The sequence below is a fragment of the Nocardiopsis sp. KDC1DS13DA1 genome (assembly GCF_055632325.1).
Genome location: NZ_JBVMUY010000002.1, coordinates 1 through 24,991 on the forward strand (window position 1 = coordinate 1; position 24,991 = coordinate 24,991).

The 24,991-nt window shown below is 72.8% G+C and carries 22 protein-coding genes; 9 read left to right on the forward strand and 13 right to left on the reverse strand.

Annotated features, from left to right (window positions below):
• Window positions 1–268 precede the first annotated feature (268 nt).
• Both ACTVAJ_RS00405 and ACTVAJ_RS00410 read left to right on the forward strand, forming a co-directional pair.
• Window positions 269–529, forward strand: coding sequence for a mycoredoxin (locus ACTVAJ_RS00405; protein WP_470386071.1), 261 nt, complete (start codon window positions 269–271; stop codon window positions 527–529).
• 160 nt (window positions 530–689) lie between these two features.
• Complete coding sequence (locus ACTVAJ_RS00410; RefSeq protein ID WP_470385965.1) at window positions 690–1,145, forward strand: ANTAR domain-containing protein; 456 nt, start codon at window positions 690–692, stop codon at window positions 1,143–1,145.
• Window positions 1,146–1,430: 285 nt separating this feature from the next.
• Here the strand turns inward: ACTVAJ_RS00410 and nudC are convergent, their stop codons facing one another.
• The gene (nudC, locus tag ACTVAJ_RS00415) at window positions 1,431–2,381 is read right to left on the reverse strand and encodes an NAD(+) diphosphatase (protein WP_470385966.1); all 951 of its coding nucleotides are present in this window, start codon (window positions 2,379–2,381) and stop codon (window positions 1,431–1,433) included.
• Between the two features lie 124 nt (window positions 2,382–2,505).
• The gene (locus ACTVAJ_RS00420; RefSeq protein WP_470385967.1) at window positions 2,506–3,888 is read right to left on the reverse strand and encodes a dipeptidase; all 1,383 of its coding nucleotides are present in this window, start codon (window positions 3,886–3,888) and stop codon (window positions 2,506–2,508) included.
• A gap of 220 nt (window positions 3,889–4,108) precedes the next feature.
• Between ACTVAJ_RS00420 and ACTVAJ_RS00425 the strand changes: the two genes are divergently transcribed.
• Window positions 4,109–4,657 carry an EF-hand domain-containing protein gene (locus tag ACTVAJ_RS00425; protein ID WP_470385968.1) on the forward strand — a complete coding sequence of 183 codons (549 nt, stop codon included), beginning with the start codon at window positions 4,109–4,111 and terminating at the stop codon, window positions 4,655–4,657.
• A 112-nt stretch (window positions 4,658–4,769) separates the two neighbouring features.
• Here the strand turns inward: ACTVAJ_RS00425 and ACTVAJ_RS00430 are convergent, their stop codons facing one another.
• The 3 genes from ACTVAJ_RS00430 to ACTVAJ_RS00440 form a co-directional block, all read right to left on the reverse strand.
• Entirely contained in the window at window positions 4,770–8,186 is a 3,417-nt protein-coding gene (locus ACTVAJ_RS00430; protein ID WP_470385969.1) for a UvrD-helicase domain-containing protein, read from the reverse strand.
• Between the two features lie 66 nt (window positions 8,187–8,252).
• Complete coding sequence (locus ACTVAJ_RS00435; RefSeq protein WP_470386072.1) at window positions 8,253–11,435, reverse strand: ATP-dependent helicase; 3,183 nt, start codon at window positions 11,433–11,435, stop codon at window positions 8,253–8,255.
• Between the two features lie 116 nt (window positions 11,436–11,551).
• Entirely contained in the window at window positions 11,552–11,881 is a 330-nt protein-coding gene (locus ACTVAJ_RS00440) for an MGMT family protein (RefSeq protein ID WP_470385970.1), read from the reverse strand.
• 143 nt (window positions 11,882–12,024) lie between these two features.
• On the opposite strand from ACTVAJ_RS00440, the gene ACTVAJ_RS00445 reads away from it, so the two are divergent.
• Window positions 12,025–12,543, forward strand: coding sequence for a hypothetical protein (locus tag ACTVAJ_RS00445; protein ID WP_470385971.1), 519 nt, complete (start codon window positions 12,025–12,027; stop codon window positions 12,541–12,543).
• 68 nt (window positions 12,544–12,611) lie between these two features.
• Here the strand turns inward: ACTVAJ_RS00445 and ACTVAJ_RS00450 are convergent, their stop codons facing one another.
• The gene (locus ACTVAJ_RS00450) at window positions 12,612–13,025 is read right to left on the reverse strand and encodes an SPW repeat protein (RefSeq protein WP_470385972.1); all 414 of its coding nucleotides are present in this window, start codon (window positions 13,023–13,025) and stop codon (window positions 12,612–12,614) included.
• 165 nt (window positions 13,026–13,190) lie between these two features.
• The gene (moeZ, locus tag ACTVAJ_RS00455; protein ID WP_470385973.1) at window positions 13,191–14,351 is read right to left on the reverse strand and encodes an adenylyltransferase/sulfurtransferase MoeZ; all 1,161 of its coding nucleotides are present in this window, start codon (window positions 14,349–14,351) and stop codon (window positions 13,191–13,193) included.
• A gap of 284 nt (window positions 14,352–14,635) precedes the next feature.
• Here moeZ and ACTVAJ_RS00460 point away from each other — a divergent pair, with 284 nt between their 5' ends.
• From ACTVAJ_RS00460 to ACTVAJ_RS00470, 3 genes are all read left to right on the forward strand, one after another.
• Complete coding sequence (locus ACTVAJ_RS00460; protein WP_470385974.1) at window positions 14,636–14,863, forward strand: hypothetical protein; 228 nt, start codon at window positions 14,636–14,638, stop codon at window positions 14,861–14,863.
• A gap of 155 nt (window positions 14,864–15,018) precedes the next feature.
• Window positions 15,019–15,663 (forward strand): TetR/AcrR family transcriptional regulator, encoded by a 645-nt coding sequence (locus tag ACTVAJ_RS00465; protein ID WP_470385975.1) that lies wholly within the window; start codon window positions 15,019–15,021, stop codon window positions 15,661–15,663.
• Window positions 15,664–15,990: 327 nt separating this feature from the next.
• Window positions 15,991–16,776, forward strand: a complete 786-nt coding sequence (locus ACTVAJ_RS00470; protein ID WP_470385976.1) for a mechanosensitive ion channel family protein — start codon at window positions 15,991–15,993, stop codon at window positions 16,774–16,776.
• A gap of 112 nt (window positions 16,777–16,888) precedes the next feature.
• Here ACTVAJ_RS00470 and ACTVAJ_RS00475 read toward each other — a convergent pair whose 3' ends face one another.
• From ACTVAJ_RS00475 to ACTVAJ_RS00485, 3 genes are all read right to left on the reverse strand, one after another.
• The gene (locus ACTVAJ_RS00475) at window positions 16,889–17,131 is read right to left on the reverse strand and encodes a hypothetical protein (RefSeq protein WP_470385977.1); all 243 of its coding nucleotides are present in this window, start codon (window positions 17,129–17,131) and stop codon (window positions 16,889–16,891) included.
• Between the two features lie 261 nt (window positions 17,132–17,392).
• Window positions 17,393–17,704, reverse strand: a complete 312-nt coding sequence (locus ACTVAJ_RS00480; protein WP_470385978.1) for a DUF6401 family natural product biosynthesis protein — start codon at window positions 17,702–17,704, stop codon at window positions 17,393–17,395.
• Between the two features lie 174 nt (window positions 17,705–17,878).
• The gene (locus ACTVAJ_RS00485) at window positions 17,879–18,559 is read right to left on the reverse strand and encodes a ferritin-like fold-containing protein (protein WP_470385979.1); all 681 of its coding nucleotides are present in this window, start codon (window positions 18,557–18,559) and stop codon (window positions 17,879–17,881) included.
• A gap of 587 nt (window positions 18,560–19,146) precedes the next feature.
• Here ACTVAJ_RS00485 and ACTVAJ_RS00490 point away from each other — a divergent pair.
• Together ACTVAJ_RS00490 and ACTVAJ_RS00495 are read left to right on the forward strand one after the other, a co-directional pair.
• Complete coding sequence (locus ACTVAJ_RS00490) at window positions 19,147–20,688, forward strand: DEAD/DEAH box helicase (protein WP_470386073.1); 1,542 nt, start codon at window positions 19,147–19,149, stop codon at window positions 20,686–20,688.
• A gap of 249 nt (window positions 20,689–20,937) precedes the next feature.
• Window positions 20,938–21,846 (forward strand): alpha/beta fold hydrolase, encoded by a 909-nt coding sequence (locus ACTVAJ_RS00495; RefSeq protein WP_470385980.1) that lies wholly within the window; start codon window positions 20,938–20,940, stop codon window positions 21,844–21,846.
• A 158-nt stretch (window positions 21,847–22,004) separates the two neighbouring features.
• Here ACTVAJ_RS00495 and ACTVAJ_RS00500 read toward each other — a convergent pair whose 3' ends face one another.
• From ACTVAJ_RS00500 to ACTVAJ_RS00510, 3 genes are all read right to left on the reverse strand, one after another.
• Complete coding sequence (locus tag ACTVAJ_RS00500; protein WP_470385981.1) at window positions 22,005–22,952, reverse strand: MBL fold metallo-hydrolase; 948 nt, start codon at window positions 22,950–22,952, stop codon at window positions 22,005–22,007.
• A gap of 425 nt (window positions 22,953–23,377) precedes the next feature.
• The gene (locus ACTVAJ_RS00505; RefSeq protein WP_470385982.1) at window positions 23,378–24,253 is read right to left on the reverse strand and encodes a PHP domain-containing protein; all 876 of its coding nucleotides are present in this window, start codon (window positions 24,251–24,253) and stop codon (window positions 23,378–23,380) included.
• A 66-nt stretch (window positions 24,254–24,319) separates the two neighbouring features.
• Window positions 24,320–24,976, reverse strand: coding sequence for a DUF6758 family protein (locus ACTVAJ_RS00510; protein ID WP_470385983.1), 657 nt, complete (start codon window positions 24,974–24,976; stop codon window positions 24,320–24,322).
• Window positions 24,977–24,991 lie beyond the last annotated feature (15 nt).

Consider the following 24,991-nt stretch of genomic DNA (forward strand, 5'->3'; position numbering starts at 1 on the left):
GGCAAGCGGGCTGCGGCCGGAGGCCGTCCGTTGAGGGTGGTGGTGGGCGACGGGCGGGAACAGTCTCTCAAGTATCAGGCGTCACCGGGAGCGGATCGACACCACGTGCCTTCGGAGCGCCACCGCACAATCCGGAACCAGTCCGGCCTGTGAGGCGTCCCACGATGTGTCTGGCGGTCGCGGGAAGCGGGTCGCGCCACACGGTGTTGTCACGTGGTGGATCGACCGATCCCCACCGAACGCCTGACAGGAAGTGGATATGAGCGACATGACCAAGACGGGCACCGAACTGTTCACGATGTACACCACCCCGTGGTGCGGGTACTGCAAGCGGCTCAAGAGCCAGCTGGCCCGCGAGGGGATCACCGGGCGTGAGGTGAACATCGAGGAGCACCCGGAGTCCGCGGAGATCGTGATGAGGGCCAACGGCGGGAACCAGACCGTTCCCACGCTGGTCTTCAGCGACGGTGCGGCGATGACCAACCCGTCGCTCGCTCAGGTGAAGAAGAAACTGACCGAGTTGGCGTAGGTCGGTGCGCGGACCGCGGCCCCCTTCGGGGCGCGGTCCGCACCGCGGGGACTCCTCCCTCGGGGCAGCGGCCCCGGAGCATCCGCGTACCGTCCGGCGACCAGCACGGCCAACCTCTGGTTGGACGAAGACGACGGGGAGTGTTGAGTTGGGGGACGACATGAGGCCTCATGACATCGCGGTCGCCGACACGTTGGACGTCGGCGTGGTGCGCCGCACCCCGACGGGATGGCGGGTCGGGGGCGGGCAGGAGATGCCCGACCTGGTGAGCGCCATGGTCCTGGCGGACCTGCTGTCGAACGAGGCCGGTGTACCGAAGCCGCGCGTCCAGTCGCCCGGGCGCGCGCCGGAGGATGCGACCGAGGTGGAGCGGCTGCGCCACACGGTCGCGCAGCTGGAACACGCCCTGCACTCGCGTGTCACCGTCGAGCAGGCGATCGGTGTTCTGGCGGAGCGGCACACGCTGCTGCCCAGAGAGGCGTTCGAACGGTTGCGGTCCTCGGCGCGCTCACGCGGCCGCAAGGTGGCGGACCTGGCGCGGGACGTGGTGGAGAGCAGCACGAGCCCTCTGGCCCCGCTCCCGGACGAGTTGAACACCTCGACCGGCGCGAACTGAGGCCGTCGGCGACGAGGGAACGCGAGACCGAACACAGGTGAGGGCCCCGCACGACCGATCCCGGGGGGCGGGCGTGCGGGGCCGTGCCTGTTCCGGGCCCTCCGCCTGGCTTCGGCCCGGCCGTCCGCCCCCGAGGGACGCCTGCGGCGCGGTACCCTCCCTCGTCGGGCGCCCCGGCGGCGCCTGCCGCCCGTTCCCCGCCGCGCGGCTCGACCCGTCGTGCGCAACCCTGCCGGCGCCCGAACGACGGGCCGCCTCGGGTGACCGCCCGGCTTCGAGCGGCCGTCACCACTCTCCGGGCAGTTGGCCCCCGTACCAGCGCTCGATGAGGGAGCGCGCGATGGAGACCCGTCCGGGCAGGGTGACCTCCCCGGAGTCCACGGCGGTGAAGAGCCGCTCGCGCGTGAACCAGCGGGTCTCGGCGATCTCGTCGTCCGTGCGCTCGGTCTCCCCGACCGCCCGTGCGGTGTAGCCCACCATGAGGCTGCGCGGGAACGGCCACGGTTGCGACGACAGGTAGCGCGGGTCCTCCACGACGATCCCGGCCTCCTCCGCCACCTCGCGCACCACCGCCTGTTCCAGCGACTCCCCCGCGTCCACGAAGCCCGCCAGGACGGAGAAGCGGCGGGAGCCCCACTTGGGGTTGTTGCCCAGCAGGGCCTCCTCGCGGCCGTCGCGTTCACGGTGCACCAGCATGATCACCGCCGGGTCCGTCCGGGGGTACTGCTCGGTCCCCTCCTCCTCGCACACGCGCACGTGCCCGGCCGAGGCCGTCGCCGTGCGCGACCCGCAGCGCGGGCAGAAGCCGTGCGAGGCGTTCCAGTTGGCCAGCGCGACCGCCCGGGTCAGCAGGCCGGTGTCGCGGTCGTCGAGCAGGGCGCCGACCTCGCGCAGGGATGCGGGCGCGGCGGCCGGGGTGGCGGCGAGGTCCGTCAGGGAGCGCACCGCGAAGTAGGCCGTGCCGTCCTGGGTGCCCAGCAGGTACCGCTCGCCCTCGGGGGCCTCGCCCGGAGCGGTGAACACGAGTCCGGGCGCCCCGCCGGTCGTGACGAGCGCGCGCGACTGCTTGTTCATGACCGCCTGCCAGCCGTAGCTGCCGGGGTCCCCGCCCTCCAGGACGAGCACACGCGTGTTCGGGTCCGCCCACGCCTTCTCCAGCCACGCGGCGTCCGCGCGCCGATGGCCCGCGGGGTCCACAGCGGTGCGGGACAGTGAGGGGGTGGCGTCGAGGTCCATGGGTCCTTCCGGGTGGTCTCTCGGCCGCGGGAGCACGGCCCTACTCCTACAGGTAACACCACCGGGGCGGCGGCGCACTCCCCGCGCCGCCGCCCACGGCCTCCCGTACCCTCTCGGCCACCGCTCAGCCGCGGCGTGCGGCGGCGAGCTCCTCCCACAGGTAGGCGGCGCTCTCGGCGCCCTTGAGCAGGAGCGGGACCTCGACCTTCTCGTTGGGCGCGTGGATGCGGTCCTCGTCCAGGCCGACCGCGACGAACACCAGGGGCGCGCCCAGGACGTCGGCGATGTCGGCCTCCGGTCCGCTGCCGCCCTCGCGGGTGTAGAGGACGCGGGTACCGAAGGCGCGCTCCATCGCGGTGCGCGCGGCCAGCAGCTCGGGGGAGGTCAGGTCGGAGGCGCACGCGCGCACGCCCGGGCCGCCGAACGCCAGCTCGGCGCGCAGGCCGTCGGGGGTGTTGGCCGCCACGTACGCCCGGACGCGGTCCTGGACGCGCACGGGCTCCTGGCCTGGCACGAGGCGGAAGCTGACCTTGGCGTGCGCGGAACGGGGCACGATCGTCTTGCCGCCCGCGCCGGTGTGCCCGCCCCACATGCCGTTGATCTCGGCGGTCGGGCGCAGCCAGATCCGCTCCAGGGTGCTGTACCCGGCCTCGCCCCAGGTGGCGGTGGAGGCCGCGGTCTCCAGCCACTCCCCCTCGTCGAAGGGCAGCTGGGCGATGAGCTCACGCTCCTCGTCGCTGGCCTCGACCACGCCGTCGTAGAAACCGGGAACGGCGATCCGCCCGTCGGCGTCGTGCAGGCCGGACAGCAGGTCGCTCATGGCCTTGAGCGGGTTGGGCACCGCGCCGCCGAAGGAGCCGCTGTGCAGGTCGCGGGAGGGGCCGTACAGGCTGATCTCGACGTCGGTGACGCCGCGCATGCCCACGCACATGGACGGGGTGTCGGCCGCCCACATGGTGGTGTCGGAGATGACGGCGACGTCGCAGGCCAGGCGCTCCCGGTTGGTGCGCATCAGCTCGGCGAAGTGCACCGAGCCGGACTCCTCCTCGCCCTCGACCAGCAGCTTGAGGGTGACCGGCGGGGCGTCGGCACCCGACGCGGCCAGGGCGGCGCGTACGCCCAGGGCGTGGAACAGGACCTGGCCCTTGTCGTCGGAGGCGCCGCGCGCGAACAGTGAGGTGCCGCGCTCGGTGGGCGTGAAGGGGTCGGTCTCCCACTCCCCGACCGGGTCGACGGGCTGGACGTCGTGGTGGCCGTAGACGAGCACGGTCGGCGCTTCGGGGTCGGCGGCGGGCCACTCGGCGTACACCGCGGGCAGCCCGGGTGTCTCCCACACCTCGACGGTCGGGAAGCCGGTCGCGGTGAGGTGGTCGGCGAGCCACCGCGCCGAGGCGCGGACGTCGTCGGCGCGGGCCGGGTCGGCGGAGATCGACGGGATCGCCAGCCACTCCTTGAGAGAGGAGAGGAACTCGTCCCTGTGCGCCTCGATGTAACCGCGTACGTCCATGTTTTTCCCGTTTCCTGCCCGACGTCCTTGTCCGTTCCGAGCCTAGGACGTCGTCGGGAGCTCCGGTGCACCCGCTGCGGGCGGACACCCAGGGGTCGGTGGTCGCACCCGCCCATGTGTCAAGGAAGGCGCGAAACCGTACCGGGAACCGTGCGGGGCGCGGGAGACTCGAAGTGTGCAGCGGGCGGGACAGCCCCGCCCACCGACGAGAGGAACGCCCGTGGACACCGTCCCCTCCGCCGCGATCGCCGAGCGGTTCGGCACGCTCTTCGACACCCTGGACAGCGACAATGACGCCGCCCTGGCCTGGGACGACTACCAGCGCCTGGTCGACCGCTACTCCGAGGGGTACTCCCTGGGCGCGGACGACGCCCGGGCCCGGGCGATCCACACCGCCTACCGCGGGCTGTGGGACGAACTGGTCCGCCGCTCCGGGTCGGCCGACGGCGGCCTGGACCGGGAGGCGTTCGTCGGGGCCATGCGTGCGGTGTCGGAGGACAGGAGCCGGTCCAACCCGACCGAGGCCCTGGCCGACGCGGTCTTCGACCTCCTCGACGACGATGACAACGGCTCGATCAGCGAGGCCGAGTACGTGGAGTACGCCGAGGTCCTGGGCGCGACCGTCGACACCGCCTGGGAGCGGTTCAGGGCCCTGGACACCGACGGCGACGGGTCCATCAGCCGCGAGGAGTTCATCCAGTCGGGCCGGGAGTTCCTGTTCGGTGAGGACACCGACTCCGCGGGCGGCTTCGTCTTCGGCATGGTGTGACCCCGCGGGGGCGGCCCGCACCGTGTCCGCGCCGCTCCGGCCCCGGCCCGGGGGCGGAGCCCGACACTCCCTCCGACGGGCGTCCGCGCCGTCGGAGGGAGTGTCGGCGCTCTCACCCGGGCTCGGGTACCGAGGCGATGAGCGCGGCCAGTCCCGCGGCGTCGAGCAGGTCGGCGGGGCGGACGGTCTCCCCGGCACGGACGTAGTGGAAGGCGGCCCTGACCTCGTGGAGTTCGACCCCCGCCAGGTCGGCCCACGCCAGCCGGTAGGCGGCCAGCTGCACGCCGACCGCGCGCCGCTCCGCGTCCGTGGTGGGCGGGTGGCCGGTCTTCCAGTCCACGACGTCGTAGCGGCCGGTCGCGGGGTCGTGGAACACCGCGTCCATCCGCCCCCGGATGAGGCGGTCGCCGATGACCGTCTCGAAGGGCGCCTCGACCTCGACCGGGACGCGCGCGCCCCACTCGCTCTCCTCGAAGCGGCTCCGGAGCTCGGCCAGGTCCTCGTCCTCCCCCGCGGTCTCGTCGGCGGCGCCGGGCAACTCGTCCAGGAGCGTGATGTCACGGCCGAAGCGCTGCTCCAGCCACGTGTGGAAGGCGGTTCCGCGCCGGGTGTGCGGCGCGGGCGGACGCGGCAGCGGCCGACGGATCTGGCGGGCCAGGGCGGAGGGGTCGCGGGCCAGCCACACCATGGACGACACCGACAGGTGGGCGGGCAGCTCGACCTCGATCGGCCCCTCCCCCGGTCCGGCAGCCGCGGTCCGGCGGTGGGCGAGCAGGAGTTCGGTGTCGCGCTCCCACCCCTGGAGGCGGCGGCGCAGCCCGGCGGGGGCGGGCTCGGCGGCGACCGCGCCCGCGCGCAGGCGCTCCCGGGCGCGCTCGACGAGGGCGGCGCCCTCCAGGACCTCCGCCCGTCGGGTGTCGGCGGCGGCCCGTGTCGCCCCGGCCGCTGCCTCCTGCGCGGCCTCCTCTCCCGTGTCGCCGTGCACCGGGGGCCACACCGCGGAGTTCTCCTCGTCGTCGTGCGGGTTGGTCTCCTCCGGGTCCGGCGGCGGCGCCCAGGCCACGACCGCCCCCGACCCCGCCTCGCACGCCTCGCGGACCTCGTCCAGGAACACCGACGGACCGCGCGGCGAACTCCCCGTGCGGCCCCACCAGTGGCCGGTGCACAGCAGGGCGAAGGACGCACGGGTGACGGCCACGTAGGCCAGCCGCCGCTCCTCCCTCAGGTGGCGCTCCTCCTCGGCCGCCCTGAAGTCGGCGATGTCCTCCTTGGCCGCCCCCGCCAGGACAGGCAGGCTCGTGCGGTCGCCGCGCAGCGGGTACGGGAGCAGGTGGTCGGCCCTGACCCAGGCCAGCGAGTCGCGCGCCCTGGCCGGGAACAGCGGCGCCCTGCGCCCCGCGCTCACGCCGGGCACGACCACCACCGGCCACTGGAGCCCCTTGGCCCCGTGCACGGTCATGAGCTTGACGCTGTCGGAGCCGCCGACCCGCTCGCCGGGCGCCAGACCGCTCTCGTTCTCCTCGGCGGCGTTGAGGTAGCTCAGGAAGCTGCCCAGGGTGGGGTCCTCGCTGTTGCCGACGAAACGGACCGCGTGGTCGACGAAGGCGTCCAGGTCGGCGCGGGCCGAGAGGGGGTCGCGGCCCGTGCGGGCGGCCACCTCGATGTCCAGTCCGAGCATCCGCTCGACCTCGGTGACCAGGTCCGGCAGGGGCTGGCCGACGAGTTTGCGCAGCGACCGCAGCTCCTCGGCGAGGCGCCCCAGTCGGTCGTAGGCGGCCCCGGAGTAGTTCTCGGCGGGACCGGGGTCGTCCACGGCGTCCACCAGGCTGCCGCTCTCCGCGGTCAGGTCCAGGACGGTGCGCCGCAGGATGTCGTCCTCCGGCTCCTCCCCTGGGTCGGGCGCCGTCAGGTCCCGGCGGGTGTGCCGGGCGAGCTCCGCGGCGCGGGCGCCCAGCGCGGCGAGGTCGCGCGGACCCAGCCGCCAGCGCGGTCCGGTGAGCAGGCGGGCCAGCTCGTTGCCGGCCGAGGCGTCGTGCACCACACGCAGGGTGGCGATGATGTCGCGTACCTCGGGGACGAGCATGAGCCCGCCGAGCCCGACCACCTCCACCGGGATACCGCGCGCCTCCAGGGCCTCGCGCAGCGGAGGGAACTGGGACCTCTTCCGGCACAGGACGGCGACGTCGCCCGGGCTGACCCCGCCGTCCTCGCCGCCGCCGGACTCACCGTCGGGCCAGGGCAGGAAGTCGGGGGCGGTGCAGGCGTCACCCGGTTCCCCCGGCCGGGCGTGCACGAGGCTGTGCACCTGGTCGGCGATCCAGGCGGCCTCCTCCGTCTCGGTGCGGAAGAGGGCGGCCAGGGCGGTGCCGCGGCCCCGGCGCGCCGGCCCCGGGTGCAGGACCGGGACCTGCGCGGCCTCCGCGCGCAGCGGTTCGGAGATCCGCTCGGCCACGCCCAGCACGCGCTCACCGTTGCGGAAGCTCGTGGACAGGCGGCGTACGGGGGCGGGCCGCCCCGGAGCGGTCGGGAAGTCGGTGGGGAAGCGCGTGAGGTTGGCCGCGATCGCGCCCCGCCAGCCGTAGATGGACTGGCAGGGGTCGCCGACGGCGGTGACCGGGTGCCCCTCGCCGAACAGGGACCGCAGCAGGACGAGCTGGGCGTGGCTGGTGTCCTGGTACTCGTCCAGGAGCACCACGCGGAACCGGCCGCGCTCGATGAGTCCGACCTCGGGGTGGTTCTCCGCGATGCGCGCCGCCAGCGCCATCTGGTCGCCGAAGTCCATCGCCTCGCGGACGTGCTTGGCGTGGTTGTACCGCTCCACCAGCGGCAGGAGCTGTTCGCGGCGGCGCTGGGCGGCGACCAGGTCACGGGTCTCCCTGGTGGGCTTGCGGGTCATCGCGTCGACCTCGGCCTGGATCCACCGGCCGATCCCGCGCACGCGGTCGGTGGTGGTCAGGTGGTCGGCGATCTCCCCGGACAGGTGCAGCACCCGCTGGGTCACCGTGTCGGCCCCGACGGTGATGTGGTCCATGGGCCCGTCGTACTCGCCGACGATCCGGGCGGCCAGCTGCCAGGACTGGCCCTCGCTGAGCAGGCGGGCGGTGGGCTCGACCGCCTCGCGCAGGGCGTGGTCGGAGACGATCCGCCCGGCGTAGGCGTTGTAGGTGGACACCGTGGGCTCTCCGTCGAGCACCTCGGCGGGCAGTTGTTCGGTGGCGCGGAGCTGGTCGAGCCGCTTGCGGACGCGTTCGGCCAGCTCGGCGGTGGCCTTGCGGGTGAAGGTCAGGCCGAGCACCTGCTCGGGACGCACGTGTCCGTTGGCGACCAGCCACACCACGCGGGAGGCCATGGTCTCGCTCTTCCCCGACCCGGCGCCCGCGATGACCACACCCGGTTCCAGGGGTGCGGAGATGACCTCGGACTGCTCGGCGGTGGGCTCGGGCTGGCCGAGGAGGCGGGCCAGTTCGGCGGGGGTCAGGCGGGGGAACGGCGGTGCGGCGTCGGCGGGGTCGGTCAGGGGTGCAGACATGGGGTGGCTCTCGGGGTGGTGGGGGAGGTTCGGTTACGGCGTCCTCAGCGTGGCGGGGGCGGGGGTTCACACATGTCGTCCCTCGTCCTGCACGGGGCAGCAGGCGCGTACGGCGCACGCGTTGCAGCCCTGGTTGCGGGTGGCGGTGAAGCGGGACCCGCCCATCCCGGTGGCGACCTCACGCACCAGTGTCCCGGCCCACCCGGGGTCGGGGTCCTCGCCGAGCGGCGGCTGGGGCTGCTCGCGCGCCGTGCGGGTGAGGGCGCCGCCCCCGACCTGGACGAGGGCGGCACCGCCGGGTTCGGTGAGGCCGAGTTTGCCGAAGGCACCCCTGAGCACGGCCATCTGGTAGACGCCGAGCTGGGGGTGGCGCGCCAGGTCGTCGGCCTTGGCGCCGCCGGTCTTGATGTCGACGACGAACGCGCGCCCCTGCGCGTCGCGTTCGAGTCGGTCGACGCGGCCGGTGATCTCGATGCCGCCGACGTCGACGCGGAAGCCCTCCTCGGTGACGACCAGTTCACGGTCGTTGGCCGCGTCCCAGTCCAGGAGCTTGCCGACCATCTCGTCGGCGCGCTCGCGCTGCTTGTCCGCCTGCCAGGGGCCGCCGAAGTCCAGGTCGGACCAGATCTCGTCCATGCGCTTGTGGATCTCGTCCGGGGAGCTGCCCCGGGCGACCAGGACGGCGACGGCGTGCACCACCGTGCCGAGGGCGGAGGCGGAGTCGCCGGAGGAGGCCCCGGCGGCGCGTTCGAGCAGCCACCGAAGCTGGCAGTTGGTGAAGCTCTCCACCTGGGACGGGGAGACGCGGATGGTGTCCTCCTCCCCCGCCAGCGACCGGTCGTCGGTGAAGGGGGTGAGGGCGTACCACTCGGACGGGTCGGCGCCGCGCACGCCCTCCTCGGCCAGCCGGGCCAGGTGGGCGGCGGCGGCCTCGCGCAGCGGGTCGGGCGCGGAGGGGTCGGTGACCACCGAGCGCAGATCGGCGACGAGCGCGGGCAGGGAGAGCCAGCGGCGGCCGGTGCTGACCGGTTCGGGGTCGCCCGCACCCATCTCCGTGAGGAAGCGCGAGGGGCGCTCGTCGCTCTCCTCCCCGCCCACGGCCGTGACCACCAGCGTGTGCCGGGCGCGGGTGAGCGCGACGTAGAACAGGCGGCGCTCCTCGTCCAGGAGCTTGGAGGCGAGGGCCGCGCCGGAGGTGTCGGCGGAGTGGGCGTCGGCGTCGACGAGCTCCTCCACGCCCAGGAGCGATCCGCGCAGCCGCAGGTCGGGCCAGTCTCCCTCCTGGGCGCCGGCCACCACGACCAGCCCCCACTCCAGCCCCTTGGAGCGGTGCGCGGTGAGGATGCGCACCGCCTCTCCCTCGGGCGCGCGCTCGGCGAGGCTGTCACCGGGGATCTCCTGGGCGGCGAGGTCCTCCAGGAACCCGGCGGGGGTGCCGGGGGGCAGGCGGTCGCAGTAGCGGGCGGCGCTCTCGAAAAGGGCGACGACGGCGTCCAGGTCGCGGTCGGCGGAGGCTCCCCTGCGGCCGCCCGCCTGGCTGGCGCGGAGGAGGCGGTCGGAGAGGCCGCTGTCGCGCCACAGCTCCCACAGGACCTGTTCGGCGTCGGCACCCCGGGCGGCCAGGGTCCGGACGGTGGCCAGGGCCCCGGCGATGCGCAGGGCGGGCGCGGCGACCCCGCGGTCGACGAGGGCGAGTTCACGGGGGTCGCGCAGCGCGTCCACGAGCAGGCGGGACGCGGGCCGGTAGCCGTCGGGGCGGTCGCCGTCGGCGGCCACGTCGTCGCCCTCCCCCGCGGTGCCGTCGGCCCGGGCGGCGGCGACCCGGTCCAGGTCGAGGCGGCGCAGGGCCCGGACGAGCCGCCGCAACCGCACGGTGTCGGCCTCCCCGAACGGACCCGTGAGCAGGTCGCGGGCGGCGTCGTCGTCGAGCTCGTCCGGGTCCAGGCCGTAGCGGATGAGCGCGAGCAGGGGCCGTACGATCGGCTCGGCGGCCACCGGGAGGTCGTCGGCGCCCACGACCACGGGCACCGACGCGGCGGTCAGGGCGCGGCGCAGGACCGGCAGTTGGCGGGCGGAGGAGCGCACGAGGACGGCCATGTCCGACCACGGGACCCCGTCGACCAGATGCGCCCGGCGCAGCGTGTCGGCGATGACCGCCGCCTCCTGGGCGGCGCTGTCCGCCAGGAGGACCCGGACCCGGCCCTCCCGGACGTTCTCGCCCGGGGTCAGGTCGCGGTGCTCGTTGACGTGCCCGCCCGCCGACGCGACGGCGGGCAGGCGCCGGGTCAGCCCCCGGGAGGCAGCCAGCAGCGCGGTTCCGCTCCTGCGGCAGGTGCGCAGCGCGACGACGGGGGCCTCGGAACGGTCGGCGGCCCGGAAACGGCGCGGGAACTCCAGGATGTTGTCGACCTCGGCGCCGCGGAACGCGTAGATGGACTGGTCGGGGTCGCCGACGGCGACGAGGTCGCGGCCGTCCCCCGCCAGGGCGCGGAGCAGCTCCTCCTGGGCGGGGTCGGTGTCCTGGTACTCGTCGACGAACACGACCTCGCGGGCGGCGCGCTCGCGCTCCTGCACCTCGGGGTCGGCGAGCATGTTGGCGGCGACGCGGACGAGTTCGGCGTAGTTGAGCGTGGGCACGGGGGCGATGTCGAACCGGCCGGTGTAACGGTCGAGGAACCCGGCCGCGGCCTCCCAGTCGTCCCTGCCGCGCTCGCGGCCGAGCAGGTCGAGTTCGGCCGGTCCCAGGCCGCGTTCCTGGGCGCGCATGAGGAAGTCGCGCAGCTCCTCGGCGAAACCGCGCGTCTCCAGGGCGGGGCGGAGCCGCTCGGGCCAGTGGTCGGCGCCGTCGAGGGCCTCGCCGGCGAGGAGTTCGCGCACCTCCATGAGCTGTTCCGGCCCGGAGAGCAGCCGCGGCGGCAGGTCGCCCATCCGCTGGAACTCACGTCGGATGAGGGCGTAGGCGTAGCTGTGGAAGGTGAGGGCGAGGGGTTCGCGGGTGGTGCGGCGCAGCCGGGCGGTGATCCGTTCACGCAGTTCCTGGGCGGCCTTGCGGCTGAACGTGAGCACGAGTACGCGCGAGGGGTCCACGCCCCGGTTGTCGATGCGGTCCACGACGGCCTCGACGATGGTGGTGGTCTTCCCGGTCCCGGGTCCGGCCAGCACCAGGAGGGGGCCGCCCTCGTGCTCGACCACGCGCCGCTGGTTCACGTCCAGCACCGGCGGCGGCTGCGCCCGGTTGGCGCGCCGCACGAGTCGGTATCGGGCGTGGTCCACGACCAACAGTTCACCAGAGGTCGGGGACCTTCTCGGCCAGAACGGACGTATTCGTCCGCCGCGCGGGGATCAGTCCCGCCGGGTGCCGGGGCTCAGGTCCGCCCTTCCCACCGGGCCCGGCGCATGTCCACGCGATCGGCGCCGGGACGCATGGGTGTGGCCTCCGCCGCGTAGTGGGACAGAGCACGTACCTCGTGGCCCGAGGGCGGGCGGCCGTCCGCGCGCACGACGCGCCACCAGGGCACCGCACCGCCCCACGTGGACATGACGGAGCCCACCTGGCGGGGGCCGCCGCGGCCGACGTACTCGGCGATGTCGCCGTAGGACATCACCATGCCGGGCGGGATGGACTCGACCGCGGAGAGGACCTCCTCCGCGTACTCGTCGGGACCGGTGTGGGGGTCGTCGAAGTCGTCCAGCACACCGGAGAGCCTACTGCGGCCCTCCGACTGACGGCGGGCCCCGACGGCTCCCGCCCTCGCGTGGCAAACCACGGGTGAAGCGGACGGCAAGTGGCGCACGGCATCCTGGGCGTCCACACCCCTCCGGCAGAGGAGACAACCCCGTGAAGAACGCCATCGTCCGAACCCTACGCGGCGCGGCCGTCGCCGCCCTGGCGCTGACCACGGTGTTCGCCGCCGCCAACACCGCCAACGCGCACAGCTCCACCGAGATGGACACCATGGTCTACAACGGTTGCGAGTGGGCCTCGGGCGGTTACCGAGTCCTGGAGTCCAACACCATCCGCCTACCGGGGTCGACAGGTCCGGAGTACGACGGCATCGCGGTCGGCATCGTCTACCTCGTCTGGAACGAGCAACTCGGCGAGAACTGCGTCCTGGTCCGCAAGATCGGGCACAACCACGGCGTGTCCACCGACGTGCGCGCGTGGCTGTACGTGGAGGCTGACCCCGATTCCGGTGGCAGGTGGAACCTGTACAGGGAGGACGGCGACTTCTCCCACTACGCGGGGGCCGCGGGACCCGCCCGGAACAGGTGCGTGATGTACGAGGCCAGCGTCCGCGACCCGTACTACCGGGAAACCGGGTGGAACATGATGTACACGCCGAGTTACTGCAACTAGGGCCGCCGCGGCCGGCCCCCGCCCCACCGGGGGCGGGGTCGGGGGCCTTCGTTCGCGCGGTACCGGCCTCAGTGGTCGCTCACGCGACCGGACGGTCTGCCGCCGAACTCGTTGCGGTGGATGGTCCAGGCGAGTTCCGGGTCGCGCCTGCGGGTCCGCCCGGCCATCGTCAGTCCGTACACGCCCAGCAGCATGATCGCCGGCCCGATGAGCCACGCGCTCCACGCGGCGGCCGTCTGGTCGGTGAACCCCAGGATCCACGGCAGGGCGAAGGTCAGCAGGCCGATGGCCATCAGGGCGATCTCCCCGGACACCGCCGCGGGGCGGTTCAGTGAGATGACCGCCGCCATGATCACGACCAGCCCGAGCACGAACATCAGTCCGCCGCTCCAGCCGTACATCCCGTGCCACATCCAGCTCACTCCGAGGGCCAGACCGGCGGCTACGGCCACCCAGTCCGCCCAGCGTCCCTTCTCTCGCATAGCGCCACCTCCCAGCGGCGGACCGCTCCGACGACGTGGGCGGCCCCTGTGGGACTTGTACCCACTCACGGGCGGTGGCGCGGGACAGGGTCCGGGTCCGTGGACGAGGAGGGGGACGGAGGCGGGTCCTCCCGCCCTCCGTCCCCCTCTCCCGGACTCCGCCGGTCAGTAGACGGGCAGGCTCGGGTCGACCTGGTTGATCCAGGCCAGGACCCCGCCGCCGACGTGCACGGCGTCGTTGAACCCGGCGGCCTTGACCGCGGCCAGCGCCTCGGCCGAACGCGCGCCCGACTTGCAGTGCAGGACGATCCGCCTGTCCTGCGGCAGCCGCTCGAAGGCCTTGCCGTTGAGGAACTCGCCCTTGGGGATGAGGGTGGCACCCGGGATGTTGACGATCTCGTACTCGTTCTGCTCCCGGACGTCGACCAGGAAGATGTCCTCGTCCTTGTCCAGGAGGTCCTTGAGCTCGCCCGCGGTGATCGTGGAACCGGCGGCGGCCTCGGTGGCCTCCTCGGACACCGCGCCGCAGAAGGCCTCGTAGTCGATGAGCTCGGTGACCGGCTCGGTGTCGGGGTCCTTGCGGACCTTCACCTCGCGCCAGGTCATCTCCAGGGCGTCGAAGATGAGCAGGCGGCCGACGAGCGGATCGCCGATACCGGTGATGAGCTTGATGGCCTCGTTCACCATGACGGAGCCGATGGACGCGCACAGCACGCCCAGCACGCCGCCCTCGGCGCAGGAGGGGACCATACCGGGCGGCGGCGGCTCGGGGTACAGGTCGCGGTACTGCGGCCCGTACTCGTTCCAGAACACGCTGACCTGGCCGTCGAAGCGGTAGATCGAGCCCCACACGTACGGCTTGTCCAGCAGCACGCAGGCGTCGTTGACCAGGTAGCGGGTGGCGAAGTTGTCCGTGCCGTCCAGGATCAGGTCGTAGCCGGCGAAGATGTCCAACGCGTTGTCCGACTCCAGGCGCTCCTGGTGCAGGACGACCTCGACGTTGGGGTTCACCTCCTTGATGCTGTCCCGCGCGGACTCGGCCTTGGGACGGTCGACGTCGCTCTGGCCGTGGATGATCTGGCGCTGGAGGTTGGACTCGTCGACGACGTCGAAGTCGATGATGCCGAGCGTGCCCACACCCGCGGCCGCGAGGTAGAGCAGTGCCGGGGAGCCCAGACCGCCCGCGCCGACGACCAGGACCTTCGCGTTCTTCAGGCGCTTCTGCCCGTCCATGCCCACGTCGGGGATGATCAGGTGACGCGAGTAGCGGCGCACCTCGTCCACGGTCAGCTCGTCAGCTGGTTCCACCAGCGGCGGCAGCGACACGGTGACTCCTCAGGTCTGTTCAGGTTGCTCCGCACCGCCCGGACCGGAGGGCATCCGGCCGAGGGGGCGGGGTGCGAAGCGTGCTTGCACTTATACCCAACCTAACGGGTGGGGTTTCCCATTCCCACCCCGGGGAGGTGTGGGACACACCCCGCCCGCACGTACCCGAACGTACCTCCGCCACCCCTCACCGCCTGCGGATTCACGCCCGCGGGTTCCCTCACCGGCGACCTCGGGGCGGGTAGTGTCGACTGTACGCGCAGCGACGACGCCGGGAGGCTCCCGTGACAGCACAGAACCGGGCCGGGAAGAGGCGCCCCGCGATCGAGGAGGACCCGTCGGAGGCCGTACCCGAGGCGGACGCGCTGGAACAGGGCGCGGAGACCACCGAGGAGGAGAACGGCCAGTGGCTGGAGAACCCCGCTGGTCGGAGGCTGGAGCAGGCCAACGAGGCGGACGTGGTCGAGCAGTTGCGCACGTTGGGCACCGACCAGGAGGAGGAGCACCGGTGACCCGGTCCCGCGGCTGAGCGCCCACACCGAACCTACGCCGCAGTAAGATGAGGGAAAAGCTGTGGGGCGCGACACCGTGTCGCGCCGGGCAGTACTAGCCACGCAGATGTTCGAGGTGGCGTGCATCTGCCATGCCGATTTCGGAGGGTGTGGGTGTGACAGCTCCTTCAGACGCCCGCGCCCGGGGTACCCGCTTGCCCCGGGTCAGGCGCCGACGCCAACTCCTGGCCGCGGCACAGGAGGTCTTCGTCGCCCGCGGGTACCACGCCGCGGCCATGGACGAGATCGCCGACCGCGCCGGAGTCAGCAAGCCCGTCCTGTACCAGCACTTCCCAGGCAAGCTGGAGCTCTACCTCGCCCTCTTGGAGGAGCACTCCGAGGCCCTGGTCGAGAAGCAGCGCGAGGCGCTGGAGAGCACGGACGACAACCGCCAGCGCGTGATCGCGAGCTTCCGCGCCTACTTCGACTTCGTCGCGGGCGACGGTGAGGCGTTCCGCCTGGTCTTCGAGTCCGACCTGCGCAACCTGCCCGCGGTGCGCGAGAAGAGCGAGCAGACCTTCCAGCGCTGCGCCGAGCTGATCGAGAAGGTGATCCGCCAGGACACCAGCATCTCCGACGAGGAGGCCCGCCTGCTGAGCATCGGCCTGGTCGGCATGGCCGAGACCAGCGCCCGCTACTGGCTCAACAACTACGGCGAGGTGCCCAAGGAGGCCGCCGAACAGCTCGTCGCCCGCCTCGCCTGGCGCGGCATCAGCGGCTGGGACCTGCAGCGGCAGGCCGAGGAGCAGGACGAACGGTAACCACCACCCGGCCGGTTGCCCCGGCCGCGGATCCCCCGATCCGGACCATCGGCCCCCGGGAGCGCGGAGCGCGCACCCGGGGGCTTTTCCGTGTCCGCACCGTGCACAGAGGAAACGCGTTGTCCGGACAACACCCCGGCGATTATTCCATTTTCCCGCAAAAAAATGTCCAAGAAAGGGCAACACGGCCCTGACAAGGCGGACAAAAGGTTCAATCAACGAAGGTCGGGTATCGCGGACATGAGAAGTACGGCACTTTTGTTCGCCGTACCCGTCCGGGCGAACTCCGTGCCTCGGCGGACAACGCGATTCGGGGGTGAAGGCGTTATGGACATTGGTCAGGGCGTGACCGCGGCCTGGGAGATGGTGGCGACCTTCGTGCCGTTGCTGGTCGGTTTCCTCGCGATCCTGGTGATCGGCTGGTTCGTCGCCTGGGTGCTGGGCAAGCTCGTCGCGAAGGGGCTGCACTCGGTCGGCCTCGACCGCGCACTGCACCGCGGCGGGGTGGGGGAGTACTTCGAACGCAGCCGCTGGGGCGCCAGCGAGCTGTGCGGGAAGATCGTCTACTACGTCGGTCTGCTGTTCGTGCTCACGCTCGCGTTCAACGTCTTCGGACCGAACCCGGTCAGCCTCCTGCTCAACGACGTCATCGCCTGGATCCCGCACGGGATCGTGGCCCTGGTGATCCTCGTGGTGACCGGCATCCTGGCCAAGGCCGCCCGCGACCTCATCAGCGGGGCGCTCGGCGGTCTGTCCTACGGCCGTCTCCTGGGCAACGTCGCGGCCGTGGGCATCCTGGCCCTCGGTGTGATCGCCGCGCTGAACCAGATGGGCGTGGCCATGAGCGTCACCCTGCCCGTCCTGATCGCCGTGCTCGCCACGATCGGCGGCATCCTGGTCGTCGGCGTCGGCGGCGGTCTCATCAAGCCGATGCAGTCCCGCTGGACCCGCTGGTTGGACGTGGTCGAGCGGGAGACCGGCCAGATGGGCGAGGGGCCCAGCTACGAGGCGGGGCGCGAAGCGGCGATGCGCCGCCCCGCCGAGGCGGAGAAGAAGGGTACGGAGGCCAAGGCGGCCCCCGGACAGCGCGGCGGGGGTGAGTCCACCCCGTAGCCGCTCACGAGACCTGCGGCCGCGTTCGTCGGCCGGAGGAAATGGATGCAGGTAGGGGGCGGGGCCGACGGGCCCCGCCCTCGCGTCGTGGCCGGACGCCGGCGTGCGGCCGTCAGAGGAACTCGGAGTCGCGGAGCTCCATGCGCGACAGGTGCTCGATCCTCCGGAACGCGAGGACGCCCGAGGCGATGATCGGGATGAACGCCAGCCAGAAGACCGCGCTGCCCGGCCCGGAGAAGACCATCGACGCCAACGCGACGACGATGATCAGTGCGAACAGCGCGAAGTCGAGGCGCTCCTGTTGGATCAGGACGCCGACCGGTGGACGCGCCGCCCCATGCCGACCGCTCCTCATGCGCATTCCTTTCTCGCGGCTCTGCGGGCCGCTCCGCCAGTCGCGGTCCCGGTCGCTGCGCACCGGCACCACGTGTCCCACGTTGCATTCCGCAGGGCCCCGGACCAGCATCGGCGACGGGGCCGATCATCGGCCTCCCGATCGTCACCGGCTACCTTCAGCGTACGCCGAGCTCCGGGTTTTCGCTGGGGATCGGGGGTGCCCGGACGCAGCGAGCATCCTCGCGTCAGGCATCACGGACCGCCCGCGGATTCCACCAACCTAGCGGACGAAGCCCCGTTCCTTCGCCAGGCGGCAGATCGCGAGAATGCGGAGGGTCTCCCAGTCGTACTCGACCGCCTCGGAGTCCCACCCCCGTTCGAGGCACCCGTCGATGAAGCCGTGCAGGTACGTCCCGAGGCTGCGCGCCGTGAGCCCGCCTCCCGACGAGGTGATCGCGTCGCACACCTCTGCGGCGTGCTGATCCAGTTCAGCGCCCATACCGGGCTCGATCGGGGCGTCGAGCGGGCCGAGCTTGTGGAAGTCACGGGTGAGTCCGGCCAGCGGGTGGCGCACGGAGGTCCCACGGGGCATGGAAGTACCTACTCGCGTGGTCAGGAGACGGGAAACGTCATCGACTATACGTGCACTGACCAAGGAATCGTCATGAAAGTGTTGGTCGGCGACCCCGCCCGACCACGCACGACGCGGTACCGGCGACCGTTCGCGGCCGCCCTCCGGACGGACGGGAACCGGTTGACGGCCGGGCTAGTCGGCCAACCCCATCGCCCGCAGGCGCCCGGAGTGCCCCTCGGTCAGTGAGGCGAACATCCTACTCACGGCGGCCAGGTCGCCGACGCCCGAGGACGGCTCCGCCCCCGTGTCCCCGGCCAGCAGCCTGGCCAGGTCGGGGCGCTGCACGGCCACGGCCTGGGCCTGGCTCAGGGCCTCGCCGACCAGGCGCCGCGCCCACAGGGACAGGCGACCCGCCAGCGTGGGGTCCTCCCCCAGGGCCCCGCGCACCGTCCCGGCGACGAACTCGGCGCGGCCGGTCTCGGCGAGCACGCCCTCGACCAGGACACGCGTCTCGTCGTCGGCGAGCCCGGCGACCCGGGCGTAGAAGTCGCCGGCGATGCCGTCGCCGACGTAGGTCTTGACCAGGCTCTCCAGCCAGCTCTGCGGCTCGGTGCGCTCCTGCCAGGCGTCCAGAGGCGCGACGAAGGGCGCCATGGCCTCCTCGGGGTCGGCTCCGAGCTCCTCCAACCGGTCCCGGAGCGCCTGGTAGTGGGCCTGCTCCGTGGCCGCCAGGGCGGCGAGCTGGCCCTTCTCGCGCAGCGTCGGGGCGAGCCCGGCGTCGTCGGCGAGCCGGAAGAACGAGCCGAGCTCGGCGTAGGCGAGCAGCCCGAGGAGATCGATCACACCGGGGTCGGCGGAAGGGCCTTGCGTCATGCCCGTCAGCGTAGCGCCCGGCGCGCCGGGCGCCGAACCGGGGCGCGTCGGACCGGCTCCGCGGCGGACCCGGGGACTAAACACGGCGCGGACACGGTTGCACCGGCTGGGAACGGGTAGGTCCTCGGCCGTCCACAGCGCGGTGAACTGCTATGTCCACCGGCTGAGTCACCAGCTAGACTCTGCGTGATGACCGGCGTGTGCAGACGACCAGACCAGCCCCCGCCCGATCGGGGACGGTCACCCGGCCACCACGGTGCGGCGACCGGTGCCGGTCTGGAACACAGCGGCCCTCGAAGCGCCCCTCACACGCGGGGACAGACCCCTCGTACACGACAGAACTGCGGATGGAGCCGGTCCGCGGACGGGTACACCCCGGCCCGCACGGATCCAGGCGGCAGCGCCACCGCGCCCCTCACCGGAAGGTGGAGCAGCGGTGAGCCGCGCCCTCCGCGGCGGCCAGAAGCCGCCCGCGACCGCACCCCGCCGCGGCCACGCCAACGTTGCGGCCCGCCAAGATGGAGGCTTGAGCCCTGAGCAGCACACAACAGACCACACAGCCCCGAACGACCTTCCGCGACCTGGGCCTGACCGCCGAGATCGCCGACGCCCTGGAGGCGGAGGGGATCATCGAGCCCTTCCTCATCCAGGAGCTGGCCCTCCCGATCGCCCTCAACGGCAGCGACATCATCGGCCAGGCCCGTACCGGCACCGGCAAGACCCTCGCCTTCGGCCTCCCGCTGCTCCAGCGGGCCCAGGCGAATCCGGGTTCGGCCAAGCGGCCCCGCGCCCTGGTCGTGGTGCCCACCCGTGAGCTGGCCATCCAGGTCGCCGCGGACCTGACCACCGCCAGCAAGCGCAACGGACTGCGGGTCCTGACCGTCTACGGCGGGCGCTCCTACGAGCCGCAGATCAACGGCCTCAAGGAGGGTGTTGACGTCGTCGTCGGCACCCCCGGCCGCCTGCTGGACCTGGAGAACCAGAAGCACCTGCGGCTGGACCAGGTCTCCGCCGTGGTCCTGGACGAGGCCGACAAGATGCTCGACCTCGGGTTCCTCCCCGACATCGAGCGGATCCTCACCAGGACCCCGGCCGAGCGCCAGACGATGCTGTTCTCGGCCACCATGCCGAGCGAGATCGTCGCGCTGTCGCGCAAGTACCTGCGCCAGCCCACCCACGTGCGGGCCAGCGACGACGACGAGATCGACGGCTCCGCCATCACCGGTCGGATCGTCCAGCACGCGTTCCGCACGCACCAGATGGACAAGATCGAGATGCTGGCCCGCCTGCTCCAGGCCGAGGACCACGGCCAGAGCATGGTGTTCTGCCAGACCAAGCGCGCCTGCGACCGCGTCGCCAGCGACCTGAAGGCGCGCGGCTTCGCCGCCGCGGCCGTCCACGGCGACCTGGGCCAGAGCCAGCGCGAACGCGCGCTGCGGGCCTTCCGCAACGGCAAGATCAACATCCTGGTCGCCACCGACGTGGCCGCCCGGGGCCTGGACGTCGACGATGTCACGCACGTCGTCAACTACGAGACGCCCGAGGACGAGAAGACCTACACGCACCGGATCGGCCGCACCGGCCGGGCCGGGCGCAGCGGCACCGCGGTCACCTTCGTGGACTGGCAGGAGATGCCGCGGTGGAAGCTGATCAACGCCGCCCTGGACCTGCCGTTCCCGGACCCGGAGGAGACCTACTCCACCTCCGAGCACTTCTTCGCCGCCCTGAGCATCCCCGCGGGAACCAAGGGCAAGCTCGCGGTGGACAAGCGCACCCACGCGGGCCTGGAGGCCGAGGAGGTCGAGGACATCGGTGACACCGGCGGCCCGCGCGCCGAGCGTGGCGGGCGCGGCGGGCGCCGCGACCGCGACCGCGACCGCGACCGCGACGAGGGTGGCCGCGGCGAAGGCGGCCTCAGCGAGGGCCGGAACCGGAACCGTTCGCGCCGTCGTACCCGCCGCGGCAAGGCCGTGGCCGACGCCGCGAGCGCGGCCACCGAGAAGGCACCCGGCACGCCCGCTCCTTCCGTCGGTCAGTCCTCCGGGGAGGAGGGCACCAAGCGGGTCCGCCGCCGTCGCCGGACGCGCGGTGGTGCCAGCGCCGCCCGCCGGGACCCCGAGAACACCTGATCCCGTTCCCGTCGCCGACCGCGCCTCCGGGCGCGGTGGCACCGTCCGCCCACGACGGGTGAGCCCTCACCGGAGGGCTGGGGCGACGGGAACCGGACCCCGACCGCCGACCGTCCGCGCAGGTGGCGGACGGGCGGTCCAGGACCATCCGCGCCGTGTGCGGTGAGCGCCGCCGGTCGCCCGGCACGGCTGTCGCGAGGCAGCGGAGAGAACTCCCACCGTGCCCGTGATGCCCTAGGGTTGCCCGACGTGAGTACACCGACCTTCCTCGATCTGCCGCCCGGTGTGCGGCGGACGGACCTGCACCTGTCCCACGGCCCGGTGGCGGCCCTGCGCGCGCTGCCGACGTCCGGCGGTGCCGAACTGGCACCCGCCGTTCTGGTGCACGGCTTCACCGGCAGCAAGGAGGACTTCATCGCCCTCCTCCAGAGCCTGGCGCAGGCCGGCCGGGAGGTGGTCGCGATCGACCTGCCCGGCACCTACGAATCGCCCGGACCGGAGACCCTCACGGCGCCTCCGGGCGTCCAGCTCCCCGACTACCGCCTCTCCTCCCTCGGCTCCGTGGTGGCCGAGGTGGTCGACGAGGTGGGTGACGGCTCGCCGGTCCACCTGGTCGGGCACTCGTTCGGCGGCCTGGTGGCCCGGGAGACCGCCCTGTCCGAACGCGTGGACCTGGCCTCGCTCACGCTCATGTGCAGCGGCCCCGGCGCGCTGGTGGGCGACCGCGCGACCGGCGCGCGCAACCTCATCGCCGCACTGTCCATGGACCCCTCGAAGGCACGGCTCCAGGAAATGTGGGACGCGCAGTTCGACGCCGAGGCGCGCCAGCGCACCGCCGACCCGCGTATTCAGGACTTCCTCCGCAGGCGGCTGCTGTCGAGCAGCGCCACGGGGCTCATGCGCACCGCCGAGGACCTGCTGGGTACGGCGGACCAGGTCGACGAACTGGCCGCGCTGGACCTGCCCACGCTGGTGCTGTACGGCGAGAACGACGACACCTGGTCGACCGACGAGCAGTCCGAGATGGCCCAGCGGCTCGGCGCGCAGCGGCTGGTGGTGCCCGGCGCCGGGCACTCCCCGAACGTGGAGGCCCCGGAGACGACGTCGAGCGCCCTGACCTGCTTCTGGAACGAGACCGAGTCCGTGGGACGGCGCTAGGCGGTGTTGTTGGGTGCTCCGCTGCGCTTCGCATCGTCTTCGGGCGCCCCGAACACGGGGAGCCCGCCCGCCACCGTCCTCGGCCGACGCCCTCGGTAGGGCACCCGGCCCGTTCGTCCGCCGCGCCACCGGGTCGGCGCGGCGGACGGTGCTCCGGGTCAGACCCAGTCGTCGAAGTTCTTGCCCTCGGCGCCGGAGGTGGTGGCCGGGCCGCGGTCGGGCAGGATGCGGGTGGTCGGCGGAAGTGACAGCAGGGACTCGCCGATGGAGGCGAGCTGTGTCGTGTAGTCGATGTAGGTGTCACCGACCATGCCGGGCTCGCCCCTGCGCAGGGTGTCGCCGCTGAAGACCACGCCGAGCTGGCTGATGTAGTAACCCACGCTGCCCGGCGAGGTTCCGGGCAGCGCCAGGACGTCGATGTGCAGGTCACCGATGTCGAAGGCGCCCTGCCCCTCGACCTCGACCTCGGGACGGTGCTCGGCGCCGTGCTGGCGGCGCCAGGCGCGCATCTCGCGGGGGTGCAGGGCGATGTCGGCCTCGGCCTCCTCCGCGACGCGGAGCGCGCCCTCGATGTGCGGGGTGTAGCCGTTGGTGCAGGCCACGAGGTAGACCTCGCGGTCGCCGACGGCCTTGAGGATCGCCTCGGGGTCGTGCCCGGGGTCGATGACGACGACGCCCTCGTCGTCGGCCTCCACGATCCAGGTGTTGCTGACGATCTCGTAGGTCTGACCGTCGAACTCGAAGCTGCCCGAGGTCCGCACGCGCGTGATGCCGTCGTCGTCGGGACCGGTCACGCCCGGCTCCTCGGTGTCGTCGGCGAACACGTCGGCGGGACCCTCGTCCTTCGTGTCCCTCTCCTGGGACTTGTCGTCCTCGGCCCCGTCGTCGGAGGCCTGGGCGTCCTCGTCGTCACCGTCGGAGGCGTCGTCGTCGGAACCGGTCTCCCCGGCCTCCCGCTCCGCCGCGTCGTCCGGAGTCTGCGCGGTGTCCTCGGAGTCGGCCGCCTCGGTCTCCTCCTCAGCGTCCTTCGCGGACTCCCGCTCCTCCACAGCGGAGTCGGGGGCCTCCTGGCCGTCCTTCTTTTTCGGCTTCCGCTTCCAGAACACGGCGTCAGACCTTTCGAATCGTCCAGGTTCGGGTGGTTCGCTGCGACCATTGTCGCGCCCTCTGGCAGTGGTCCGTACCGTATCGAACGCGCGGTCGCGTTGTCCGAAGCGGCCGCCCAAGGGGGTCACCGTTCGGGCGCCGGCGGGGTGTTGCACGACGAGGCGAGCCGCGTAGCGAGGAACGAGCGACAGGCGAAGCCGAGGAGGAAGCAACCCGCCTCCCGGGCGCCCGAACACGGTCCGAAGCGCAGCGCAGGACCAAGGCGAGCACGACTCGGGCGTCGGCGGGGTGTTGCACGACGAGGCGAGCCGCGTAGCGAGGAACGAGCGACAGGCGAAGCCGAGGAGGAAGCAACCCGCCTCCCGGGCGCCCGAACACGGTCCGAAGCGCAACGCAGGACCAGGGCAGGCACGGGGCACGCGGGTCAACCCCGGATCAGCGAGGCTCCCGTCGCCGGCGCCACGAGTTCCTCGAAGGCCTCGGGCGCGGTGGTCCGGCAGCCCAGGCGGCGCCCGGTCAGGGTCCCGTGGTCGTCGCTGGAGCCGGTGACCACCACCCCCAGGTCGGCGGCCACGCCCCGCCACTCCTTGGTCTGGGCCCGGTTGTGCGAGGGGTGGTCGGCCTCGATCCCGCCCAGCCCGGCGGCCACCATGCGTTCGACCAGGTCGATCGGCACGGCACCGTTGAGCGCGCCCTCGGCACGCGCCGGGTGGGCGAGGGAGCACACGCCGCCCGCCGCGCGCACCAGCTCCACGGCGCGGACGGGGTCGAGGGCGTACCGCGCCGCGTAGGCGGGTCCGCCCGAACCGATCCACCGGTCGAAGGCGTCCTGGACGTTCCGGGCGGCACCCGCCTCCACGATCGCCCGCGCCAGGTGGGGGCGGCCGATCGTGTTGGCGTCGGCGTACTCGTCCTGCCCGGCCCCGGCGATGGTCAGGACCCGGTCCCAGGAGACGTCGACACCGAGCCCGCGCAGCTTGGCCACCATCTCCTCCGCGCGCGAGGCCCGGTCGGACCGGACCCGGCGCAGCTCGGCCGCCAGCCCGGGGGAGGCGGGGTCGAACAGGTAGGAGACCAGGTGCACGCTGGACCCGGCGTGGGCACAGGACAGTTCCATCCCGGGAACGAGGGTGAGCCCCGGGGGCATGTGCTCGGCCGCCTCCGCGATCCCGCCGACGGTGTCGTGGTCGGTCAGGGCGAGGACGTCCAGCCCGGCGGCCACCGCCTCCCGGAGGACCTCGGCGGGTGTGTCGGTCCCGTCGGAGACGGAGCTGTGCGAGTGCAGGTCGATTCGGGTCACTGCCCGATTGTACGTAAGTCGTGTTCGGGGTGCCCGGGGTGTCCGCGAGCACGCCGGGACCGGGGATCACTCCACCGGGGCGAGCCCCCGGATGAGGAAGGGGCTGAGCGCCCCGAACGGCGGCTCGAAGGCGACCCCGCCGTCCTTGATGTCACGCAGGTCCCGGAGCGAGTTGATCTCGCACATGAGGATCGCGGTGTCCGGTGAGGCGAACACGAACCACAACCAGTGGGCGAGCGCCTCACCCGCGTAGACCGCGCGGTGGCGGCCCACGTCGAGGTTCCACAGGGCGATCTCGTGACCGTCGAAGCGCACCTTGGCGTCGGCGGCCGAGGCGTCGAACCCGTCCCCGGGATCGGGTCCCTCCAGGCCGGACAGCCGTGCGCCGAGGCCCACCCCCGGGTCCTCGGCGACGATGACGGCCTCGCCGACCCCGCCGAGCGGGTTGGGGCCGGACAGGGCGACGGCGGCGGCCACCACGCCACTGCGGTCGTCACCGGCTTCCGCGAACCCGGTCACCACCCACCCGGTGGGCAGCGGCCACGGCACCCAGACCGGGACGCGCGCCTGCGGGAGCAGGGCGTCGAGGCTGCTGGCCCCGGGGGCTCGAACCCCCTGGAGGGGCGCCACCGGGCCGTGGACGTCACACTGCCAGGCGCTGGTCCACAGCCCCGGAGGCTGGACCGTGCGCCCGCATCGAGGACACGAGGGCTCCGACTTCATCGCTCTAAGCGGTCT